The organism is Arthrobacter sp. BG5, assembly GCF_056680155.1.
Genome location: NZ_CM155268.1, coordinates 1,782,090 through 1,803,842 on the forward strand (window position 1 = coordinate 1,782,090; position 21,753 = coordinate 1,803,842).

The 21,753-nt window shown below is 68.6% G+C and carries 19 protein-coding genes; 9 read left to right on the top strand and 10 right to left on the bottom strand.

Annotated elements, in window-relative coordinates:
- Nucleotides 1–39: 39 nt before the first annotated feature.
- The gene (locus tag AC1MBE_RS08240; protein WP_479782302.1) at nucleotides 40–1,656 is read left to right on the top strand and encodes an FG-GAP repeat domain-containing protein; all 1,617 of its coding nucleotides are present in this window, start codon (nucleotides 40–42) and stop codon (nucleotides 1,654–1,656) included.
- A gap of 15 nt (nucleotides 1,657–1,671) precedes the next feature.
- On the opposite strand, the gene AC1MBE_RS08245 is transcribed toward AC1MBE_RS08240, so the two are convergent.
- The 6 genes from AC1MBE_RS08245 to AC1MBE_RS08270 all read right to left on the bottom strand — a co-directional run bounded on the left by AC1MBE_RS08245 (nucleotide 1,672) and on the right by AC1MBE_RS08270 (nucleotide 7,232).
- Nucleotides 1,672–2,055: a hypothetical protein gene (locus AC1MBE_RS08245; RefSeq protein WP_479782304.1), complete on the bottom strand. Its 384-nt coding sequence runs from the start codon at nucleotides 2,053–2,055 to the stop codon at nucleotides 1,672–1,674.
- 272 nt (nucleotides 2,056–2,327) lie between these two features.
- Nucleotides 2,328–2,750, bottom strand: a complete 423-nt coding sequence (locus tag AC1MBE_RS08250; protein ID WP_479782306.1) for a heat shock protein transcriptional repressor HspR — start codon at nucleotides 2,748–2,750, stop codon at nucleotides 2,328–2,330.
- Nucleotides 2,751–2,765: 15 nt separating this feature from the next.
- Complete coding sequence (locus tag AC1MBE_RS08255; RefSeq protein WP_346959399.1) at nucleotides 2,766–3,746, bottom strand: DnaJ C-terminal domain-containing protein; 981 nt, start codon at nucleotides 3,744–3,746, stop codon at nucleotides 2,766–2,768.
- Between the two features lie 178 nt (nucleotides 3,747–3,924).
- Entirely contained in the window at nucleotides 3,925–4,593 is a 669-nt protein-coding gene (locus AC1MBE_RS08260; protein WP_479782309.1) for a nucleotide exchange factor GrpE, read from the bottom strand.
- A gap of 2 nt (nucleotides 4,594–4,595) precedes the next feature.
- Complete coding sequence (dnaK, locus tag AC1MBE_RS08265; RefSeq protein WP_479782311.1) at nucleotides 4,596–6,455, bottom strand: molecular chaperone DnaK; 1,860 nt, start codon at nucleotides 6,453–6,455, stop codon at nucleotides 4,596–4,598.
- A 324-nt stretch (nucleotides 6,456–6,779) separates the two neighbouring features.
- Nucleotides 6,780–7,232: a hypothetical protein gene (locus AC1MBE_RS08270; protein WP_479782313.1), complete on the bottom strand. Its 453-nt coding sequence runs from the start codon at nucleotides 7,230–7,232 to the stop codon at nucleotides 6,780–6,782.
- 271 nt (nucleotides 7,233–7,503) lie between these two features.
- Here AC1MBE_RS08270 and AC1MBE_RS08275 point away from each other — a divergent pair, with 271 nt between their 5' ends.
- The gene (locus AC1MBE_RS08275; protein ID WP_479782315.1) at nucleotides 7,504–8,466 is read left to right on the top strand and encodes an NAD-dependent epimerase/dehydratase family protein; all 963 of its coding nucleotides are present in this window, start codon (nucleotides 7,504–7,506) and stop codon (nucleotides 8,464–8,466) included.
- Nucleotides 8,467–8,529: 63 nt separating this feature from the next.
- Here the strand turns inward: AC1MBE_RS08275 and AC1MBE_RS08280 are convergent, their stop codons facing one another.
- Nucleotides 8,530–10,752 (bottom strand): MMPL family transporter, encoded by a 2,223-nt coding sequence (locus tag AC1MBE_RS08280; protein ID WP_479782317.1) that lies wholly within the window; start codon nucleotides 10,750–10,752, stop codon nucleotides 8,530–8,532.
- Between the two features lie 175 nt (nucleotides 10,753–10,927).
- Between AC1MBE_RS08280 and AC1MBE_RS08285 the strand changes: the two genes are divergently transcribed.
- From AC1MBE_RS08285 to AC1MBE_RS08300, 4 genes are all read left to right on the top strand, one after another.
- Nucleotides 10,928–11,431, top strand: coding sequence for a MarR family winged helix-turn-helix transcriptional regulator (locus AC1MBE_RS08285; RefSeq protein ID WP_479782319.1), 504 nt, complete (start codon nucleotides 10,928–10,930; stop codon nucleotides 11,429–11,431).
- 63 nt (nucleotides 11,432–11,494) lie between these two features.
- Nucleotides 11,495–12,310: a methyltransferase domain-containing protein gene (locus AC1MBE_RS08290; protein WP_479782321.1), complete on the top strand. Its 816-nt coding sequence runs from the start codon at nucleotides 11,495–11,497 to the stop codon at nucleotides 12,308–12,310.
- 194 nt (nucleotides 12,311–12,504) lie between these two features.
- Complete coding sequence (locus AC1MBE_RS08295) at nucleotides 12,505–13,056, top strand: dihydrofolate reductase family protein (protein ID WP_479782323.1); 552 nt, start codon at nucleotides 12,505–12,507, stop codon at nucleotides 13,054–13,056.
- Nucleotides 13,057–13,137: 81 nt separating this feature from the next.
- Nucleotides 13,138–13,761 carry a LysE family transporter gene (locus AC1MBE_RS08300; RefSeq protein ID WP_479782325.1) on the top strand — a complete coding sequence of 208 codons (624 nt, stop codon included), beginning with the start codon at nucleotides 13,138–13,140 and terminating at the stop codon, nucleotides 13,759–13,761.
- Between the two features lie 57 nt (nucleotides 13,762–13,818).
- On the opposite strand, the gene AC1MBE_RS08305 is transcribed toward AC1MBE_RS08300, so the two are convergent.
- Complete coding sequence (locus tag AC1MBE_RS08305; protein ID WP_479782327.1) at nucleotides 13,819–14,745, bottom strand: PaaX family transcriptional regulator; 927 nt, start codon at nucleotides 14,743–14,745, stop codon at nucleotides 13,819–13,821.
- A gap of 201 nt (nucleotides 14,746–14,946) precedes the next feature.
- Here AC1MBE_RS08305 and AC1MBE_RS08310 point away from each other — a divergent pair, with 201 nt between their 5' ends.
- The 3 genes from AC1MBE_RS08310 (at nucleotide 14,947) to AC1MBE_RS08320 (ending at nucleotide 18,640) form a co-directional block, all read left to right on the top strand.
- Nucleotides 14,947–16,326, top strand: a complete 1,380-nt coding sequence (locus tag AC1MBE_RS08310) for an MFS transporter (protein WP_479782329.1) — start codon at nucleotides 14,947–14,949, stop codon at nucleotides 16,324–16,326.
- Between the two features lie 98 nt (nucleotides 16,327–16,424).
- Nucleotides 16,425–18,170, top strand: a complete 1,746-nt coding sequence (locus tag AC1MBE_RS08315) for a CocE/NonD family hydrolase (RefSeq protein ID WP_479782331.1) — start codon at nucleotides 16,425–16,427, stop codon at nucleotides 18,168–18,170.
- A complete protein-coding gene (locus AC1MBE_RS08320) occupies nucleotides 18,167–18,640 on the top strand; it encodes a DUF3237 domain-containing protein (protein ID WP_479782333.1) in 474 nt (157 codons plus the stop codon). Before AC1MBE_RS08315 ends, AC1MBE_RS08320 begins: the two co-directional genes overlap by 4 nt.
- Nucleotides 18,641–18,758: 118 nt before the next feature.
- On the opposite strand, the gene AC1MBE_RS08325 is transcribed toward AC1MBE_RS08320, so the two are convergent.
- On the bottom strand, nucleotides 18,759–20,354 hold the full coding sequence (locus AC1MBE_RS08325) for an acyl-CoA synthetase (RefSeq protein ID WP_479782335.1): 1,596 nt from the start codon (nucleotides 20,352–20,354) through the stop codon (nucleotides 18,759–18,761).
- 42 nt (nucleotides 20,355–20,396) lie between these two features.
- Nucleotides 20,397–21,743 carry an MFS transporter gene (locus tag AC1MBE_RS08330; RefSeq protein WP_479782337.1) on the bottom strand — a complete coding sequence of 449 codons (1,347 nt, stop codon included), beginning with the start codon at nucleotides 21,741–21,743 and terminating at the stop codon, nucleotides 20,397–20,399.
- Nucleotides 21,744–21,753 lie beyond the last annotated feature (10 nt).

Genomic DNA, 21,753 nt, shown 5'->3' on the forward strand with positions numbered 1-21,753 from the left:
TGGATAAGGGGAAGAAGCCGGGCGAAGGAGCGGGTGGCCATGGCCGCGCGGATACGGTTCAGGGGCGCGGCGCCGCGCCCGCGGCGGCGGCTGGCATCGGTGCTGGCATCCCTGGCGCTGGTGCTGGGCCTGATGCCTGCCGCCACCGTGCCGGCCGAGGCTGCCACCCTCTACGGGCACGACTTCTCCTGGCCCCAATGCCCGACGGCGGTCGGCGGCCTGGGTCTGCCGCTTCCGCCGGCCACCACCGCCTTCGTGGTGCTGGGACTGACCCGGGGGCTGCCCTTCACCGAAAACCCCTGCCTGGCCAGCCACGTCGCCTGGGTCAAGGCGAACAACAAGCGCGCCCACGCCTACACCATGGCCGCGTTTCCTACGGCCGCCCAGCTGACGGCGTACCGTGCGCAGGGCCCGTGGTCCGCCAGCAGCCGGGCCGGGCAGCTGTCCAACGTCGGTTACGCCGAAGCCCGCTACGCCGTCGCCAGCCTGCAACGGACCGGTTTCCGGCCGCCCATGGTCTGGATCGACGTGGAGCCGCGCCCAGCCCAGCCGTGGCCCACCGCCACCGCCGGCCAGCAGCGCGAGAACCGGTACGTGGTCGAAGGACTGATGCGCGGGCTCCGGGACGCCGGCTACTCCTACGGCGTGTACTCCTACGCCTCCGGCTGGCAGGCCATCACCGGTTCGTGGCGGCTGCCGGGGGTTCCGGTCTGGGCGACGGCCGGGCGCCTGGACTACCCGACGGAGGCCCTGGACCGGTGCCGGCAGGCCAGCTTCTCCGGCGGCCGGGTCTACCTGTCCCAGTGGTACGACGACGTCCGCGACTACGATCTGACCTGCGACCCCTACGCCTTCACACCTCTGCCGGTCCCGGCCTCCGCACTCTCCGGCGCGACGGCGGACTTCAACGGCAACTGGAACAACGACGTGCTGGCGCGGGTTGCGGCCACCGGCGAGCTGCGGCTCTATCCCGGGACGGGCCGCGGCGGGCTGTTCCCCGGACTTCGGCTTGGGGCCGGCTGGACCGGATACAACGCGCTGGAAACTCCGGGGGATGTCAACGGCGACGGTCCGCTGGACGTGACCGCCCGGGAGGCCGCGACCGGCAGACTGTGGCTGTACCGCGGCAACGGCCCCGGCGGCTGGCTCCCGCGCGTCCTGCTCGGAAACGGGTGGCAGGTCATGAACGCGATCGTAGGCCCCGGGGATTTCAACGGCGACCAGCGCGTGGACCTGCTCGCCCGGGAGGCCGCAACGGGCGTTCTCTGGCTCTATCCGGGCAACGGCAGAGGCGGCTGGCTGCCCCGGCTCCCCCTCGGAAGCGGCTGGAACGCCCTCAACGCGCTGGTAGCCCCGGGCGACTTCGACGGCGACGGCGCGGCCGACCTCCTGGCCCGGGAGACCGCCACCGGACGGCTGTGGCTGTACCGCGGCACCGGCACCGGCGGCTGGCTGCCCCGGATCCTGGTCGGCAACGGCTGGAACGGCATGACCGCCCTGATGAGCCCCGGGGACCTCAACGGCGACCGCACCCCGGACGTACTCGCGCGGGACAGCTCCGGGACGCTCTGGTTTTATCCGCGCAGCCCCGGCGGGACATGGCTCCCGCGGGTACCGCTCAGCGGCGGCTGGAACACGATCAACGCGATCTTCTGACCCGGACCACATGGCTCAGGCGGTTGCCGGCGCCCTCACCGGCATCGAAAGGGTCCTCCGCAACCAGCGTCCCAGCGCCTTGCCCTTCCCGGTCCACCAACTGTCCTCGTCAGTGTCGTGGTGCCACCGGAAGATGACCGCCACGAGGACAAAGACACCAGCGGCCACCTGTTCCCAGGCGCCGGATGCGGCGTGGACCAGCACGATGAGGGCCATGCTGAGGATGGAGGGAAGCGCCAGCGTCCGGAACACGGTGTTGGCCAGGTAACGCCGCCTGGAGCGCGCCACGGAAACCGCCCGGACCATGTCGAAACAGACGCAGACCACCACCACGGACTGCCCAAGGGCGATCAGGAGCAGGCCCGGCAAAGAGTTTCCGAAGAGGGCGACTGCGTGCAACCCGGTGTTCATGGCCGGCCCGCGATCGCTGCGGACGCCGGCGCTGCTGCGCCGGGAAGTGGTGAACTGAACATGTGCTGCCCCCCCGACAATTGCACTGGAACTTTTGACCGGGCGGCCGCCTGGCCGCCAAGACAATTCAACCGGCCGCGCGGGCGGGAAGTCACGGCCTGCCGGTACCCGACTATGCGCCGTCGACCACGTGACTTTGCGCGCGAGTACTCAGTCGGGGCGGCCCGACTACTTGGAGCGGCAGCAGGGACGCAGACGCGCTAGGGGGTCTCCCGGGGCCGCCACACCACCAGGGCCTGCGAGCGGGCGCGGGGCCGCTGGCCGCGGGCGAGGGTGACGACGTCGCCGGCGGCCCCCGCGGCGAAGATGCGGGAGTCCAGGGGCTGCCGGCGCCGGCCCAACTCGTCGGTCAGCTCGGCGACCCGGCGCTGCAGCGCGGCAACCTGGTTCTCCAGCTGCAGGATGCGTTTGATCCCCTCCAGCGAGACACCCTCCTGCGAGAGCCGCTGCACCTCACGGAGCATGTTCACGTCGCGCTGCGAGTACCGCCGGGACTTCCCGGGGGCGCGGCTGGGCGAGACGATGCCGAGCCGGTCGTATTGGCGCAGCGTCTGCGGGTGCATGTCCGCCAGCTCCGCGGCGACGGAGATGACGAAGATCGGCTGGTCGAACTCGATGTCCATGCCCGGGCCCTGTCCTTAGAGCCGGGCCTTGGCTGCCAGGCCGGCACGGACGTCCTCGCCGGAGGTGGCCGCGGCGAAGGCCTTGACGGCTTCCTCGGCGTCCTTGTTCAGCTTCTTCGGCACGGCGACGTCGATGGTGACCAGCAGGTCCCCGGTGGCCTTGGTGTGCTTGACGCCGCGCCCCTTGACGCGCAGCGTCCGGCCGGACGGCGTGCCGGCCGGAACGCGGACCCGGACCTTGTCGCCGTCGATGGTCGGGACCTCGATGTCGGCGCCCAGGGCGGCCTCGGCGAAGGTGACCGGGACGTGGATGCGCAGGTTGTCGCCGTCGCGGGTGTAGAAGTCGTGCGGCTTGACCGTGACCGTGACCATGAGGTCGCCGTTGCCGGCCGGACCGTACTGGCCCTTGCCGCGGACGCGGACCTTCTGGCCGTCCTTGATGCCGGCCGGGATCCGCACGTCAATGACCTCGCCGTCCGGTTCCCGCAGGCCGATGGTGGTGCCGCGGATGGAGCCGGCGAAGGAGATGCTGGTCGACGCGGTGCGGTCGGCGCCCTTCTGCGGCCCGCGCTGGAAGGACTGGCCGCCGCCGAAACCGCCGCCGCCGAACAGGTCGGCGAACTCGGGCGGAATGCCGCCGGCCGTGCTGTACCCGCCGGAATGGCGTCCGCCGCCGCCGGTGAACAGGCCGCCGAAGAGATCCTCGAACCCGGCGCCGCCGGCGGCACCGCCGGCCCCGCCCGGGGCGAAGCGGGCGCCGCCGCCCATGGCCCGGATGGCGTCGTACTGCTGGCGCTCGTCGGCATCGGAGAGCACCGAGTAGGCCTCGGAGATGTCTTTGAACTTCTTTTCCGACGCCGTGTCCCCGGCGTTGGTGTCCGGGTGGTGCTGCCGCGCGAGCTTCCGGTAAGCCTTCTTGATGTCGGCGTCGGAAGCGTCCTTGGCGACACCAAGGATCTTGTAGAAGTCCTTGTCGACCCAGTCCTGGCTAGCCAATGGCGTTTCCTTTCAAAAAACAAAGCGTTAAGGCGAGATTACCGGGGAGCGCCGAAGCGGATGAGGGGGCCCGGGAGTGGCTTCGGGCCTGCCGGAGCGTGGCGGCTGGGGTCCGCAGGACCATAGCCGCCACGCGTAGGGGCGGGGCCCCCTCATCCGCGAAGGCGCGGTGGCGCTACTACGCCGGAACGGACACAATCACCTGGGCCGCCCGCAGGACCCGCTCGCCGGACTTGTAGCCCGAGCGCAGGACCTGGCTGACGGTGTCGGTTTCGACGTCCGGGCCGGGCTGCTGGATGAGGGCCTCGTGGATCGTGGGGTCGAACTCCACGCCGGTCTCATCGATGCGCACCAGGCCGTACGTCTTCAGCGCGTTCTCCAGCTTCGCGGCGATCGCGGCGAACGGTCCGTCCGCCAGGTCGCCGTGCTGCCGGGCGGCGTCGACGTCGTCCAGCACCGGGAGCAGGGCGTTCAGGACGCCGATGACGGCCATCTCCCCTGCCACGGCGCGGTCACGTTCGACGCGCTTGCGGTAGTTGACGTACTCGGCCTGCAGGCGGCGGAGGTCGTTCTTCAGTTCCTCCGCCTCCCCTGCACCCGCGCCCTGCGCCACGGACTCCGCGGCCGGAACGTCCACGCTGTTGAGGATGTCCTCGGCCTGGGACAGCGCGTCCCCGGAATCCGAATCCCCGGCGGCGGCGCGCTCCTGGTCGGGATGACGTGCCTGGCCGGTCTTCGGATCAACCTTGCGGTTGTCGTGGATCACCGGCTTCTGGTTCTCGTCGCGGTTCTCGTCGCGGCGGTCCCCGGAGGCTCCGTGCTCTTCTTCGTTACCGTGGTGCGGCATGATTACTTCTTCTCGTCTTCGTCAACGATCTCGGCGTCAACGATGTCCTCGTCGGAAGCTGCCTGCTCGCCGGCCGGGGCACCCTGGGCGCCGGCAGCGCCGTCGGGGGAACCGGGCTGGGCGTAGATGGCCTCGCCGAGCTTGGTCTGGGAAGCCTGGAGCTTCTCAAACGCGGTCTTGACGGCGGCGTCATCGGTGCCTTCGAGCGCCGACTTGAGGGCGTCGACGTCGGCCTGGACCTCGGTCTTGACCTCTTCCGGCAGCTTGTCGGTGTTGTCGGCGATCAGCTTGTCCACGGAGTAGGCGAGCTGCTCGGCAGTGTTGCGGGTGTCGGTCGCCTCGCGGCGGGCCTTGTCCTCTGCCGCGTGCTCCTCGGCATCGCGGACCATGCGGTCGATGTCTTCCTTGGAGAGGCTGGAGCCGCCCGTGATGGTCATCGACTGTTCCTTGCCGGTGCCCTTGTCCTTCGCGGAGACGTGCACAATGCCGTTCGCGTCGATGTCAAAGGTGACCTCGACCTGCGGAACGCCGCGCGGGGCCGGGGCGATGCCGGTCAGTTCGAAGGTGCCCAGCGGCTTGTTGTCCCGGGTGAACTCGCGCTCGCCCTGGAAGACCTGGATCGCCACGGACGGCTGGTTGTCGTCAGCCGTGGTGAAGGTCTCGCTGCGCTTGGTGGGGATGGCCGTGTTGCGCTCGATCAGGTGCGTCATGACACCGCCCTTGGTCTCGATGCCCAGGGACAGCGGGGTGACGTCGATCAGCAGCACGTCCTTGCGCTCGCCCTTCAGCACACCGGCCTGCAGTGCGGCGCCGACGGCGACGACCTCATCCGGGTTGACGCCCTTGTTCGGCTCCTTGCCGCCGGCGAGTTCCTTGACCAGGTCGGAGACGGCGGGCATACGGGTGGAACCGCCGACCAGCACGATGTGGTCGATGTCGGAGAGCTTGATGCCGGCTTCCTTGATGACATCGTGGAACGGCTTCTTGGTGCGCTCCAGCAGGTCCTTGGTGAGGTCCTGGAACTTGGCACGGGTCAGCTGCTCGTCCAGGTGGACCGGGCCGTCGGGGGTGACGGAGAGGTACTGGAGGGAGACGTTGGTGCTCGTGGAGGAGGAGAGTTCCTTCTTGGCCTGCTCGGCAGCTTCACGCAGGCGCTGCAGGGCGATCTTGTCCTTGGAGAGGTCGATGCCCTTGACCTTGAGCTGGTTCAGCAGGTAATCGACGACGCGCTGGTCCCAGTCGTCGCCGCCGAGGCGGTTGTCACCGGCGGTGGCGCGCACCTGGATGGTGGAGAAGTCGTCTTCGTCCTTGCCGACCTCGAGGAGGGAGACGTCGAAGGTTCCGCCGCCGAGGTCGAAGACGAGGATGAGTTCGTCTTCCTTGCCCTTGTCCAGGCCGTAGGCCAGGGCGGCCGCGGTGGGCTCGTTGACGATGCGCAGGACCTTGAGGCCTGCGATTTCGCCGGCTTCCTTGGTGGCCTGGCGCTCGGCGTCGTTGAAGTACGCGGGAACGGTGATCACGGCGTCCGTGACCTTTTCACCCAGGTAGGACTCGGCGTCGTTCTTGAGCTTCATCAGGATGCGCGCGGAGATCTCCTGCGCGGTGTACTTCTTGTCGTCGATGGCGACGCTCCAGTCGGTGCCCATGTGGCGCTTGACCGAGGCGATGGTGCGGTCGATGTTGTTGACGGCCTGGCGCTTGGCGATCTCGCCGACCAGGACTTCGCCGGACTTGGAGAATGCAACAACCGACGGCGTGGTGCGGCCACCCTCGGCGTTGGCAATGACGGTGGGCTCGCCACCTTCGAGAACGGAGACGACGGAGTTAGTGGTTCCGAGGTCAATACCTACTGCTCGTGACATGTGTTGCTTCCTTCTTTCCTTGGAAACGTGCTGGCCCCGGCCATCGGGCGGGTGCCCGGTGACCGGGCCATACCCGGGATCGAGCCCGTCGAGATCGAGGCGCGCCCACTTATTGAGCGCTCTGCACTCAACTTTACGCAGCCCGGGTGAGATGTCAATCCGAAGTTGAGTCGACCTGACTCAACTCTGCTTCATGGGCGGCCCCGGCGGCTCCGCGGGCCCCGCCAATCCGCGCAATTGCTAGGTTTTAGGGCAGCGCAAAAGGCCCGGGGCGACGATTTCGCTGTGCGAGAACGGTCCCGGATGTGGGATGCGGCGCCGGGCCTAGAGGCCCTCGCGGCCCGCGTCGTCGCGGACGGTGCCGTCCCGCCCCACCGATTCGTCGTCCGCAATGTCCTCGGCGCGGCGGCCCGTGCGCTGGGCGCCCGCGGATCCGGCTGCGCCGTAGTCACCCTCGGGGTATTCGCCCTCTTCGCCGGCGACGGCGTCCGGTCCGGTTGCGCCGGCCTGGCCGTAGTCACCTTCGGGGTAGTCCCCCTCCTCGGCGCCGACGGTCGAGCCGCCGGTTACACCCGCCTTGCCGTAGTCCCCCTCGGCGTATTCGCCCTCCGGGGCCGCCGCCGGGTTTTCCCCCGCGGCACCCGCCTGCCCGTAGTCGCCCTCGACGTACTGGCCGGCGTCGCCCTCGCCGGCTGGCTCCTCGGCGCCGGCCGGAACCGGGGCGGTATCGCGCTGCTTCGCTGCTGCCGTTCGATCAAACTCACTGTTTTCAGACATGTGTGGATCCCTCCTGCAAGCGTGGGCGCCCGCGCGGGCGCAGTCGCAGTCTATCGAGCACGGCGGGGAGGCAACAGGGGTCCGCCCGGCCGCGCGGGCGCCCGAAAGACCGGGGTCAGGGACGCAGCCCGGCCAGGACAGCCGGACGGTGTGCGAAAGCTCCTCCCGGGCAGCGAACGTGCCCGTGCCATACTGGCCGAACACCTCGAAACTGATGGCACCGAACAGCGAAGGAGCAGTGCTCTCCTCTTCCGTTCGAAATGAGCACACCATGACCCAGCCCGAAGCCCCCGAGATCCAGAACCCCGTCCCGTTTGTCGTCACCGGCGCCGGGCCGGTCGGCTGGACCGTTGCCGAACAGCTCGCCGCAGCCGGTCACCGGGTGCGGGTGCTCACCCGCTCCGGCGGCGGGCCGTCCCATCCGCTCGTCGAGAGGCAAGCCGTGGACGTCTCCAGCCCGGCGAAGCTCGCGGACCTTTTCCAGGGCGCCGCAGCCGTCTTCCACTGCATCCACGGCTCCCGGTACAACGCCAAGGCCTGGGCCGCAGAACTGCCCGGGGCCGAGCAGACGGTGCTGGCAGCGGCGGGCGACGCCCGCGCCGTCGTCGTTTTCCCGGAAAGCCTGTATTCCTACAGCGAACCCGACCGGCCGATGCGCGAGGACAGCCCGCGGGAGGCCCGGGGCGGCAAGCGTGGCATCCGCACCGCGCTGCTTGAGGCGCGGGCCGCGTCCGCCACGGACACCGTGAGCGTAGCGGCCAGCGACTTCTTCGGCCCCCGGGTGCTCGGGGCGCACGCCGGCGAGCGCAGGCTGAAGCCGGTGCTGGCGGGCAAGTCACTGCTGGTAGTCGGCAGCGCGGACCAGCCGCACTCGTTCACCTATGTGCCGGATCTGGCAGCCGCCATGGTCATGGCAGCCCGGGATCCTGCGCTGTGGAACCGGGTGTGGCACGCGCCGACCGGACCGGCGCTGACCCAGCGCGCGCTGGCTGCAGCGTTCGCCGCCGCTGCCGGTGCCCGGACGCCGCGGGTGGCCGCTGTCCCGGGCTGGGCGCTGCGGGCGATGGGCATGCTCACCCCCGGGACGCGGGAACTGGCCGAAACGCTGTACCAGTTCGAGCGCCCCTTCGTGATGGATTCCCGCGCCAGCGAGGCCGCGCTGGGCTTGCAGCCGACGCCGCTCACGCAAGCAGCCGCCGCCACGGTGGCCTGGTGGGGGGACCAGGGACGGTGACGACGGCTGCGCTTGGGGCTCCCGGCGGGCGGGCTTCCGACGGGGTTTCCGGCGGGGCTCGGGCTAGCGGATGCCGGCCTCCGCGGATTCCGGCTCCGGTGCGGCCGGCAGGTCGCGCACACGGGCGTCCGCCGTCGGACGGCTGAGCTTGCTTGGCCACCAGATCCGCGGGCCAATGTCGTAGGCCAAGGCCGGGACCAGCAGGGACCGGACCAGGACGGTGTCCAGCAGCACGCCGAACGCGACGATGAAGGCCAGTTGCACCAGGAACATGATCGGAATGACGCCCAGCGCCGCAAAGGTGGCGGCCAGGACCACACCGGCCGAGGTGATCACGCCGCCGGTGACGCCGAGGCCGCGCAGGATGCCGGGCCGGGTGCCGTGCTTGAGGGATTCCTCGCGGACCCGGCTCATCAAGAAGATGTTGTAGTCCACGCCCAGCGCGACAAGGAAAACGAAGCCGAAGAGCGGGACGGTGGCATCGGCTCCCGGGAATCCGAGGATGTGGTTGAACACGACGGCGGAGACGCCCATCGCGGCACCGTAGGAGAGCACCACCGAGGCGACCAGCAGGACCGGCGCCAGGACGGAACGCAGCAGCAGCATCAGGATCACCAGGATGACCGCGAGGACCACCGGGATGATGGTGACCAGGTCGCGCTGGGCCGTGGTGTTCGTGTCCAGGGCCGTGGCGGTCACGCCGCCCACCAGTGCGCCGCCGTCGATCTTCTTCAGCTCCTGCCGCAGGTTGACCACCACGTTTTCCGCCTCGTTGGAGTCCGCGGCGTAGTTCAGCGTGGCGTTGATCAGGACCTTGCCGTCCCGCACCGCCGGTTCCGTGGGGGCCGCGGGAGCGCCCGGAGCAGCCGGCGCGCCGGTGATCGGCACGTTGCCCTCGGCCAGCAGGTAGGCATCCCCGACGCCGTCGCTGGCCTTGGTCTTGTCGAGCACCTCCTGCGCCTTGGCCTCGTCGGCGACGATCACGGCGGGACTGCCGGAGCCGGCGTCGAAGTGCCGGGCCAGGGCGTCCTGGCCGTCCACCGCGTTGGACGCGGCGAGGATGACGTCGGTCTGCGGTACGCCGTTGGCCTTGAGCTGGAGCACACCGGCCGATGCCACCAGGAGCAGCAGCACAGAGGCGATCCAGACGGTCCGCGGACGGCGGGACACCAGGGACCCAGTGGCCCGCCAGATACCCTTCTGGCCCTCCAGCCCGGTGACGAGCTCCGGCTCGCGTTCGGCCGCCGGGAGCAGCTTGGGGCGGAACGGCCAGAAGGCGACGCGGCCCAGCAGAGCCATCATCGCCGGCAGCAGGGTCAGCGCCGCGAAGAGCGAGCACAGGATGCCTGCGGCCGCCACAGGACCGAGGGCCTTGTTTGAGTTGAGGTCGGAAAACAGCAGGCAGAGGAGCGCGATGATGACGGTGGCCCCGGAGGCCAGGATCGGTTCCCAGGCGGCCTTCCACGCTGTGAGCGCCGCTGCCGTGCGGTTGGTGGTGTGGGTCAGCGCCTCGCGGAAACGGGCCACATAAAGCAGCGCGTAGTCCGTGGCGGCGCCGATCACCAAGATGGAGAGGATGCCCTGGCTCTGCCCGTTGAGCTGGATCCAGCCCAGCTTCGCCATGCCGAAGACCAGCAGGATGGCGGCGCAGAGGGCGAAGACCGAGGTGAACAGCACGGCAATCGGCAGCAGCAGCGAGCGGTAGACGACCAGCAGGATCAGGAAGACCGCCGCCAGCGCCACCAGCAGCAGGATGCCGTCGATGCCGGCGAAGGCACTGACCAGGTCCGCCGTCAGCCCGGCGGGACCGGTGACAAAGGTCTGCATGCCCTCCGGGGCGGAGGACTTCACCTCGTCCCGGAGCTCCTTGATGACGTCCTTCACCTCATCGGAGGAGGCAATCGGCACAACGAACTGCACCGCCTTCGCGTCCTCGGACGGAATCGGTCCGATCACGGTGCTGCCGACCTGCAGGGCCTCGAGCTTGCCCTTCAGCGCAGCGGCCTCGCCGAGCTGGGCCCGGGTGAACGCGGCGTCGCTTTCGATCACTATGACGGCCGGGATCTCCTTGGAGTCGCGGAATTTGGCCTGCCAGTCCTGCGCCTCGGTTGCTTCGGCGCCCGCGGGGAGGAAGGACGCCTGGTCGTTGGAGGAGACCTCGCTCAGCCGCCCGAAGGTGGGGCCGCCGATGCCCGCGATGGCGAGCCACGCGACCACCAGGACTACGGGAACAAGCCAGCGCAGCCAGAACGGGACACGGGTGGAGTTTTGCCGGTTGCGTTTCATGTCGTCCTTCTCGGGTGGCGTGGCGGAGTAGACTTTAGTAAATCATAGATTATCTCCATGATGGATATAAGTGACAGCCTAGAAAGATTTCGACTTTGCAGGCTGACGGGCTGGAGTAAACTCCGGAAGGCGCTAACCGCGCCAGCCTCCCGGGGCGCCGAGCAGGAAGGGTGCAATGTCAACAGAGATGCCGGCAATGCCCGACCCCGCCGGTCCCCCGCCGCTGGTGAGTCTGCTTCAGGAGTTCAGCCTCGAAGCCAACCGCTACGCGGACTCGGCGGGCGCCCGGAACGACATGCACCGCACCGACCTCAACGCGTTGTCCGTGATCATGCAGCACACCTCGAGGAACCAGGTGGTGACACCGGGCGTGCTGCGCAGGGAACTGCATCTCAGCTCGCCCGCCACCACCGCCCTGATCGACCGGCTGGACAAGTCCGGGCACGTGGTCCGGGAACGGCAGGGCACGGACCGCCGGCAGGTCCAGCTCCGGATGACGCCCAAGGCGTACCGCGATGGCGGCGCCATGTTCCTGCCGCTTGCCCGGCACATGGGGGCCGCCATGGAGAACTTCAGCCCGGTCGAGCTGGAAATCGCCACCCGGTTCCTGCACGCGATGATCGATGCCACTGTCCGCGCGGGCGAGGAAGCCGCCGCTGCCCCGACTGACCCGCAGTAGTTGCCGCCAACAAGGTCCAGTCAGTTCGGCCCGTCCCGGCCGCGGGAGGCGTAGCGTTTCTTTATGAGTGTTGAGCAACCCGACGATGTCTACACCCACGGCCACCACGAGTCGGTGGTCCGCGCGCACGCCTCCCGGACCGCGGAGAACTCCGCGGCGTTCGTCCTCCCGCATTTGACCCCCGGGGTTTCGGTGCTCGACGTCGGGTGCGGGCCCGGCAGCATCACGTGCGATTTCGCCGCGCTCGTCGCCCCCGGCGAGGTCACCGGCGTGGACCGCTCCGCCGAAGTCATCGCCCACGCGAGCGCCCTGGCCGCGGAGCGCGGGGTGGCCAACGTCCGCTTCCTCGCTGGCAACCTCTACGACCTGGACTTCCCGAACGAAACGTTCGACGTCGTCCACGGCCACCAGGTGCTGCAGCACCTCACCGATCCGGTCGGCGCCCTCCGGGAAATGCGCCGGGTGGCCAAGGCGGGCGGGATCGTGGCCGTCCGCGACGCCGACTTCCACGGCATGAGCTGGTACCCGGAAATCCCCGAGCTGGACGAGTGGATGGAGCTCTACCAGCGGATCGCGCGCCGCAACGGCGCCGAGCCCGACGCCGGGCGGCGGCTCGTGTCCTGGGCGCAGGCCGCCGGGTTCACCGACGTCGCGCCGTCCAGCAGCAACTGGCTTTACGCCACCGGGCAGCAGCGGCGCTGGCAGGCCCGGGTCTGGGGCGAACGGGTGCTGCATTCTGCCTTTGCGGACCAGGCGCTCGAGTACGGTTTCGCCACCGCCGCGGACCTGGCCCGGATTTCCGCGGGCTGGCACCGCTGGGGCTCCACGGACGACGGCTGGTTCCTGATCCCCAATGGCGAAGTGATCGCCCGGGCCTGAGCGGCAGCCGGTTGTCCACATGTCGGACTACACCAAGTACTCGAGCCACAACGACCTCCCCAGGACCATGGTGCACTGGGTTCATTCGAAGTACGGGAGGTGCGGCTGAGTTCCTGCACGGCTGGGCGCCGGCCATTCCCTGCGTTACAAACTCCCGCTAGGGTGCACTCAAAGACCCACAGCGAGGAGAAGCCATGCGCAAGGTGACGGCCGGCCTGTTCAGCTCCGTGGACGGCGTGGTTGAAGACCCGTTCCGGTGGCAGTTCGACAGCTTCGACGAGGAGCTGGGCGCCGGGATGGGCGAGATGATGGGCCGGATCGACACCGGGCTCCTGGGCCGCGTCGGATACCAGCAATGGGCGGAGTACTGGCCGAACGCCGAAGCGGACGCCGACTTCGCCAGGTTCATCAACCCCCTGCCCAAATTTGTGGCGTCCCGGACCCTGACCGGTGACCTCGGCTGGCAGAACTCCCGGCTGATCGAGGGACCCCTGGAGGATTTCGTCGCGGACCTGAAGCAGGGTGACGGCGGCGACATTGGCATCTTCAGCAGCATTGCGCTGGTACGACAGTTGCTGTTCGCCGGGTTGCTGGACAGCCTGATGCTGATCGTCCATCCGGTGATCGCAGGCAACGGCCGGCGGCTCTTCAGCGACGGCGACCCGCTGACGCGGCTGGAGCTGCAGTCGTCCCAGCAGACCAGCAAAGGCAACATGATCCTCAGCTACGGCCTCCGCTTGGACTGACCGGACCCGCCCGCCGGTTGATCGGAGGGCCGGCTGCGTCATCGGACCGGCCGGCACCGTGAGGAAACGTAAACTTGGTAGGTGCAACTTTCCCTTTGGCTGGCCCTGGCCGGCGCCGGCGTCCTGATCAGCTTCACGCCGGGCGCGGGCGCCATCAACACCATGAGCAATTCCCTGAACTCCGGCTTTCGGCGTTCCATCTGGGGCATCCTCGGCCAGCAGGCCGCCCTGGTGGTGCACATCCTGATCGTGGCCCTCGGCGTCGGGGTGCTGGTGGCGAGCTCGCCGCTGGCCTTCAACATCATCCGGTACGCCGGAGCCGCCTACCTGGTCTACCTGGGCATCCAGCAGTTCCGGCACAAACCCGACCTGGACCAGGAGAAGGCCGACGCGCTGCGCAACGAGCCGGCGCTCTCCATGTTCCGGCGCGGTTTGTGGGTCAACCTGCTCAACCCCAAGGCGATCGTGTTCTTCCTCGCCTTTATGCCGCAGTTCATCCGGCCGGACCAGCCGCTCCTGCCGCAGTACCTCGTACTGTCCGCCACCGTGATCGTGATCGACGTCCTGGTCATGTGGTTCTTCTTTGCGGCGGCCGCCACAACCTTCCAGCGCTTCACCCACGACGCCCGCGGGCAGCGGATCCTCAACCGGACGTTCGGCGTGCTGTTCATGGCAGTGGGCGTGCTGTTGGCGCTGATTCACTAGTCCGGGCGGACACCGGGGCCGCAAGTGTCCGTTCGCGCCGCCGGCACCCGGCGGGGGTCAGCGACCGGACGTCACCGACAGGGCCCGCGCCGAGCCCGCCAGCTCGGGCGCTTCCCGCGCCACGACCTGCTCGACGTACGCAATGGCAGCGTCCGCGAGTCCGCCGTAAAGGCGCACCAGGAGGTCCCTGGCCTCAGACCGGGGCCACGCCTCCGGCAGGAGTTCGGCGGGAAGGTCGGGATCGCTCCACGGAAAGGCCCGCCACGCGTCCATCAATTCCGTCCTGACCCTGAAGGCCTCCGCCGGGCTGACCGTCCCGGCGTCGAGGCGTTCCGCCCAGGGAAGGAATTTCTCGGTAAACGGCCGGTAGTGTTCCCTGAACTCCTGCGGAGACCAGGCCTCGACGAGCCGTTTGCCGCGGATGCTGGATTCGGCCGTGCGGAAGATGACGTAGTCATCCACGCCGTAGCCCTTGCAGGTTTCTTCGAGCTCCTCGGAATGGTCGCGGGGAGAGACCCACAGCGCACCGAACAGCGGTGCGAAGCCGCGCCAGCGCAGTCGCGAGCGGAACATTTCACGGACATCCCGGGACGTCTCAGGGATCGAAAACGCGATGACGGTCCAGTTGCCGTCCCAGTGGCGGGACTCTTCGCCGAAGGCCGAGACCTGCTCGAGGCCGTGCCGCAACCGGTTCCGCGCGCCCTGCGTGACGCGGTACCGCGAGGTCCGCCCCGCGTTCGACTGTTCGAGCACGCCGCGGGACGCCAGGCGGCTCAGCGCGGTCGCCGACGCCGACGCCGTGATCCCGAGACCCGCAGCCAGGGCGGCGATGAACCGGGACGGGAGCCACTGCTCGCCGTCAAACCAGTAGTCGACCAGCAGGGTGACCAGCTGGTGCTGGGTGGACGGCCCCTTCAAAGGCCGCGGAAAGTCGATGGCAAGGTCCGGGTCCATGCCGGGTACGGATGCCGGCCGCTCGCTCATCACGCCTCCATCATGCCAGCTGACCGCCTCAAATGAATCTTGCACTTTCATTGACGGACGTGGAAGTAAGTGCATAACATGAGCGGGAGAGTGATGGAGGCCACAGCACACCCCACCGCCTTGCTCTGCATGCGAGCCACAGATTCTTCCCAGTTTCCGCCCACTTCCGTCCTACTTACCTGTCCATCTAGGAGATCCGCAATGACCGCTGGTCCCATCGTTCCGCCGACGCCGTTGACGCCGTCCGAGGAACAGGCCCGCCCCGATTCCGGCGGGGGAACCCAACATGCCCGCCGCGCCGCCACCGCCAGCTTTATCGGCAGCACCCTCGAGTACTACGACTTCTTTATCTACGGTTCGGCGTCCGCACTGATCTTTAACAAGATCTTTTTCCCCGGCATCGATCCCGCTCTTGGCACCATCCTGTCCATGGCCACCATCGGCATCGGCTATGTCGTCCGGCCGCTCGCTGCCAGTATCATCGGCCACTACGGCGACCGCCTGGGACGCCGCCAGATGCTGGTCCTGACGCTGGTCGTCATGGGTGTGGCCACCTTCCTCATCGGCTGCCTCCCGCCGGCAGCTGCCATCGGTGCCGCCGCCCCGGTACTGCTGGTGCTGCTGCGCGCACTCCAGGGAGCCTCCGCCGCCGGCGAGTCCGTGGGTGCCGTCACCATGACCATGGAACACGCGCCAAACAACAAGCGTGCCTTCTACAGCAGCTGGGTCAACACGGGCGCCGTGGCAGGCATCATGCTCGCCTCCTTGGCCTTCCTGGCAGTGTCTCTGCTCCCGCAGGAAGACCTGCTCAGCTGGGGTTGGCGGCTGCCATTCCTGGCCAGCATCCTGGTCGTCGCCGTCGGCCTCTACATCCGCCTTCGCCTGCCAGAATCTGAAGTCTTCGAAGCCGCTAAGGAGGAAGGCAGCAGCCAGGAACTCCCGCTCAAGGTGGTCCTGCGCGATCACTGGCGCACCATCGTCAAAGTCATCTTCTTCGGACTCTGGAGCGTGGTGTCCTCGGTCTTCGCGGCCTTCGGACTGGCCTACGCCACCGGGAAATTCGGCATTCCGTCCGCTGCGATGCTCGGGGTCACCATAGTCACCGCCGCCCTGGGCATTGTCGCCCAGCCCTACGCCGGCATCCTGGCAGACCGGATCGGGCGCAAGCCGGTCTTCATCACCGGCAACATCATTTGCGCCGTGGCCGCCTTCGTCTACTTCTGGTCCATCAGCACCGGGCTGCTCCCGCTGATCTTCGCCAGCGGCATCCTCTTTATGACCGTGGGCTACGGAATGGTCAACCCGCTGGGTCCGGCCATGACAGCTGAAATGTTCCCTACCCGGATCCGCTACACCGGGGCCGCCACGGCCTCGCAGCTGGGCCTGATCGTAACCGGCTTCGCCCCGGCGATTGCGGCCGCCATTGTCCAGCCCGGGCCCTCCGGCTGGATCCCGGTGGCCACCTTCACCGCAGCCTGCTGCCTGACCTCCGCGGCCGTCACCGCGATCTGGGTCAAGGAGACGTACCAGGTACCCACCGAGGCCCTCGGCACCAAGGCGTCGGCCACCGCCGCAGCCTAGAACCTGGAACCCGCCGGAAGGGGCCGGGACGCCTGCGGTGCGCCCGGCCCCTTCCGGCATCCCACCCCCAAAACCGCGCTCCACGTTAGGACCCGCCTGTGATTTCCCGCCCCGTGCTGATTGACCACAATGTCGAGACACCGCTGCCCGATGGAACCATCCTGCGGTCCACGGTGTATCGTCCGGCGGACGGTACACCGTGTCCGGTGCTGCTGACCAGGACGCCGTACGGCAGGGATCTCGCCGTCAATTCCGCCTACCTGAACCCGGCGACCGTCGCGGCGGCAGGCTACGTCGTGATCCTGCAGGACTGCCGCGGGCGCTTCGGCTCCGGCGGGTCCTTTGATCCCTCGGTTAATGAAGCGTCCGACGGCGCCCGCACGGTCGAGTGGGCGGCGCGGCTGCCGTACTCCAACGGAGTAGTGGGCATGTGGGGGCGGTCGTATTTCGCCGAAACCCAGTGGCGGGCGGCCTCGTCCAAGCCGGCCGGGCTGGCGGCCTTGTCCCTGGGCGTCTCCGCGGGGGCCAACGCGAACAACGGCTCCCTCTACCGTGGTGGCGCCTTCGAACTTGGCAGCCGACTCACGTGGGGCCATGCGTCCATCGCCGCCAATGAACTTCTCCGGGAATTCGCAGCCGATCCCGAACTCCAGGCAAAGGAAATGGAGTCGTGGCTGGACCTGGACCGCTCATTTTCCGACGCCACGGCCTTCAGCACGCTGCCGCTCCAGGACCTGTCGCCGAGACTCGGCACCTTTATGAGGCGCCACGTCCTGCCCTCGGCGGGGGAAACCCCCGGGAGCAGCTTCCCGACCGTGTGGGACGCCGCATCCGCCGCGCCGGTGGATGTCCCCACCCTGCATATCGGCGGCTGGTTCGACATCTTTGCCCCGAGCACGCTCGCGCAGTACCGGATGCAGCTCGAGCACAGCCGCGCGAACCCCGCGGCGGTGCCGCGACTCATCATCGGCCCATGGACGCACACCAACTTTTCCGGTGTCTACCCGGATGTTAGCTTCGGCCTGAACGCGTCAGCGGGCGTGATGGACGGCCTCGGCGACCTGTCAGGGCTGCAGACGGCCTGGTTCGATTCCGTCCTCAAGGAGGATCATGACGCTCTGCGGCGGGTGCCGCCCGTTCTGCTTTACGTCATGGGAGAAAATCAGTGGCGTGGTTTCGAGGGACTTCCGGCCCGGGCCGGGCAGCGCTCGTGGTTCCTCGGCGCCGGCGGGTCCCTCGGTGACGCGCCGGGCAGCGCCGGGCAGGAGAGCTACGACTACGATCCTTTGGACCCTGTGCCCACCGCGGGCGGGGCCACCATGATCCACGGCGCCGTCCCGGCCGGTCCGGCGTACCAGGATGCCGTCGAGGCCCGCGACGACGTCCTGACCTTCACCACGTCGCCGTTCGACAAACCGGTGACCATCTGTGGCCAGCTCAGCGCCACATTCTTTGCCGCGTCCTCCGCCGTCGACACCGACTTCGTGGTGCGCCTGTGCCGGGTGACGCCGGACGGCACGTCACTGGGCCTCGCGGACGGGATTATCCGGGCGTCCTGGCGGGATAGCTACGCGGGCACCGGCCTCTGGGAGCCTGGGCACGAGCCCTCCCCGATCGAACCCGGCCGGCCGTATGAATACACCGTGAGTCTCTGGCAGACGGCCTACACCTTTGCGCCGGGCGAGCGCCTCCGTGTCCAGATCACGTCCAGCTGCCATCCCCGCTGGGACCGGAACCTCAACACGGGCAGGCTCGCCTTCGACTCCGCCGGGACGATCGTTGCCAGGCAGTCCATCCTGTTCGGCGAGGGCCACCCGAGCCGGCTGACCGCGGACCTCCTGTGACCGGCGCGGTTCCGGACCCGCCCGGGCTCTCCTTCCTGGCGGAGGTGGCCATCACTGTCGGGGACCCCGTGGACGTCGGCCCCGCCCCGGAGGGACACCGCCGTATGGTCCCGATCAATGGCGGAACCGTCCGCGGCCCGGCCCTCAACGGACGGGTCATTCCGGGAGGCGCCGACTACCAGTTCCTCCGCGGTTCCACCCTGACGGAGCTGGATGCCCGGTACGTTCTGGAAACCGACGACGGCCACCGGATCTTCGTCCACAACACCGCTCTCCGGCACGGCACGGCCCGGGACATCGACCTGCTCAACTCCGGAGCCGACGTCGACCCTTCCCGGATCTACTTCCGCTGCTGGCCCCGCCTCACCACCGCCGCCCCAGACCTGGACTGGTTGAATACCCGGCTCACGCTCGGCACAGGCATCCGGCTTCCCGGCCAGGTGATCATCAGGATCTTCACGGTCGACTAGCGGCAGTCACCTTCCGGGCGCGGGGAAAGCCGGAGGCCGCGTCGCCGCAGCCTCCGGCTCCCTTGTACCGGCACCTCGAACCGGGCCCACGTACACGTTCGCGCCGATACCCGGGCCGCTACTGTCCGTTCGCGGGCGTGAGCTTCCGCAGATCGGCTTTCCGGATCTTGCCGCTGGCGGTCCGCGGCATCTCCTCCACGAACACCACCGACTTGGGGATCTTGTACCGGGCCAGCCTGCCTTCCAGGTGGCCGCGCAGCTGCTCCTCGGTGAGCCGGGCGCCGTCGCGCAGCAACACCACGGCCCGCGGCACCTCGCCCCACTTCTCGTCCGGCACGCCGATCACCGCGACGCTGCCGACGGCGTCGAGCTCGGCGATCGCCTGTTCCACTTCGGCCGGGTAGATGTTTTCCCCGCCCGAAATGATCATGTCCTTGAGCCGGTCGGAGATGAAGACGAAGCCGTCCGGGTCCTTGTAGCCCATGTCACCGGATTTGAACCAGCCGTCCGGGGTGTAGGAATCGGCCGAGGCTTCCGGCCGGTTCCAGTATTCGCGGATCACGTTGGGGCCCTTGATCTGGATCTCCCCCACCGTGCCGGGGGCGGCCGGGCCAGCCTCCGGGTCCATGGGATCGGCCACCCGGACATCCGTGAAGAAATGCGGCAGCCCGGAGGATCCGGCCTTTTCGCGGGACCGCGCGGCGGGCAGGGTGGTGGCCCCGGGGGCCGTTTCGGTCATGCCGTAGCCGTTGGAGAACCGCAGGCCCCTGCGTTCGTAGGCCTCCAGGACCCGCATCGGCACCGCGGAGCCGCCGCAGGTCAGTTTGTTCAGCGAACTGAGGTCCGTCGTGTCCCAGTCCGGGTGCTCGCACAGCATTTGGTAGGTGGTGGGGACCCCGCTGATGGTGGTCGCGCGGTGCTGCTGGATCAGTTCCAGCGTCCGGCGCGGATCGAACTTGGACTCCAAGACCACGGTGCCGCCCTTCAGTAGCGTGGGCAGGACGCCCATGTCCAGCGAGGCCACGTGGAACATTGGGGAGATCATCAGCGCCACATCGGTGGAGGAGAAATCGAAGTCCACCAGCACGTTGATGCAGTTCCAAGTGATGTTGCCGTGCGTCAGCAGGGCCCCCTTGGGGTTGCCGGTGGTTCCCGAGGTGTAGAGGATCATGGCGGCGTCGTCGAGGCCCACGGGCTCGTCCGGCGGCGTCGGGGAGCCGGACGCCACCACGTCCTCAAAAGCCTCGACGGCGCGTCCCTCGGTGCCAGCGGCGCCGGCGCTGCCGCCGTCGTGCACTGCCGCGCCGGGCGCCTGCGAGTCGTCGACGACGATCCGCTCCCGCACCGCGGTCTCGGGGGAGCCGCGCTCCGCCAGTCCGGCAAGCGTGGCCGCGTGGACCAGCAGCACGGCGCCGCTGTCCCGGAGCTGGAACTGGATCTCGGGCGGAGCCAGCCGGGTGTTCAGCGGCACGAAGACCGCGCCGATGAGCCCGGCGGCAAAGAGGGTTTCCAGGAAGGACGGATCGTTCTCGCCGAGGTAGGCCACCCTGTCGCCCCTGCCCACCCCGCGGTCCCGGAAGGCGTTCGCGAGGCGGACGGAACGCTGCGCGAGCTGTTCGTAGCTGAGCTCCCGCGTGCCGGCGATGACGGCGGTCTTCGGACCCGACTTCGGACTGCGCCGTTGCAGCCACGAACCGATGCCAAGATTCTCCACGGCAAATCCTTTCTAGTTAGACGGTAATGCCTGCAGGCCCGGTTAGGGCCGGACGGCTTCCAGATCGTTGTTCTTCGGTTCCCGGGTGAGCAGGATGAACACGATCGACACGACAGACATGACGGCGAGGTACCACACCACGGACGAGGTGTCCTGCCCGGAATCCTTGAAGATCTGCGCCACGATCCCGGGCGTGAAGCCCGCCCCGAGCAGGGTGGCGAGCTGGTAGCCCAGCGAGGCCCCGGTGTAGCGCGAGGTGGTACCGAACTGCTCGGAAACGAAGGCCGCGAGCGGGCCGAACAGCGTGGAGTGGATCATCAGGCCCACCGCGAACGCCACGAAGATGAGGCCGATGTTGTTCGAGGACAGCAGCTGGAACATCGGCACGAGGTACACGATGAACAGGACCAGGCCGCCGATCATCACGGGCCTCCGGCCCAGCTTGTCGGAGAGCCGGCCGCCCATGACCACAAAGATGATGGAGACGAACGACGCCGCCGCGAACGCGTACAGCACACCCTGCCGGTCGGCGCCCTTGGACGCCGCGTAGGTCACGGAGAACGTTGCCAGCACCACCTGCAGCGCGAATCCGGCCGCGCCGGCCAGCATCGTGAAGATGAGGGTTTTGGGCCGGCGCAGGACCTGGAGCAGCGGGATCTCGCGGCGCCCCGCGGTACCCAGTTTGGCCTGCTCGGCTGCCTCCTGCTCCAGCGCGGCCCTAAAGATCGGGCTTTCCGAAACCTTGAGCCGGACAAACATGCCCACGCCCAGCAGGACGAAGGAGAGCAGGAACGGCACGCGCCAGCCCCAGGCCAGGAACTGCGCGTTCGGCAGGGCGGAGAAGGCGCCCATCACGAGGGTGCCGAGCACGGCGCCGGTGGGGGCGCCGGCGTTGACGAACGACGCCGCGAAGCCGCGCTTGCCGGACTCCGAATGCTCCAGCGCCATCAGGGCGGCCCCGCCCCATTCGCCGCCGACGGCGATGCCCTGGAAGACGCGGAGGATCACCAGCATGACGGCACCCCAAGGACCGGCCACCGAGGCGTCGGGTACCAGCCCGATCAGCGTGGAGGCGATGCCCATCACCAGCATCGAGACAATCAGCATGCCCTTGCGGCCGAGCTTGTCGCCGAAGTGGCCGAAGATCACGCCGCCCAGGGGCCGCGCGACGTAGCCCGCGGCAAAGGTCCCGTAGGCGGCGACAACGCCCACCCAGTCGTCCATGCCGGAGAAGAAGACCTTGGGGAAGACCACCGCGGCGGCCGTGGCGTAGAGCAGGAAGTCGTAGTACTCGATGGTGCTGCCGAGGTAGCTCGAGGCGATGACCGTCCGGGCCTCCCGGCGGCGCGAGCCCGCGTCCATGGACTGCAGCTGCGTAATTTGGGACATCGTTGTTCCT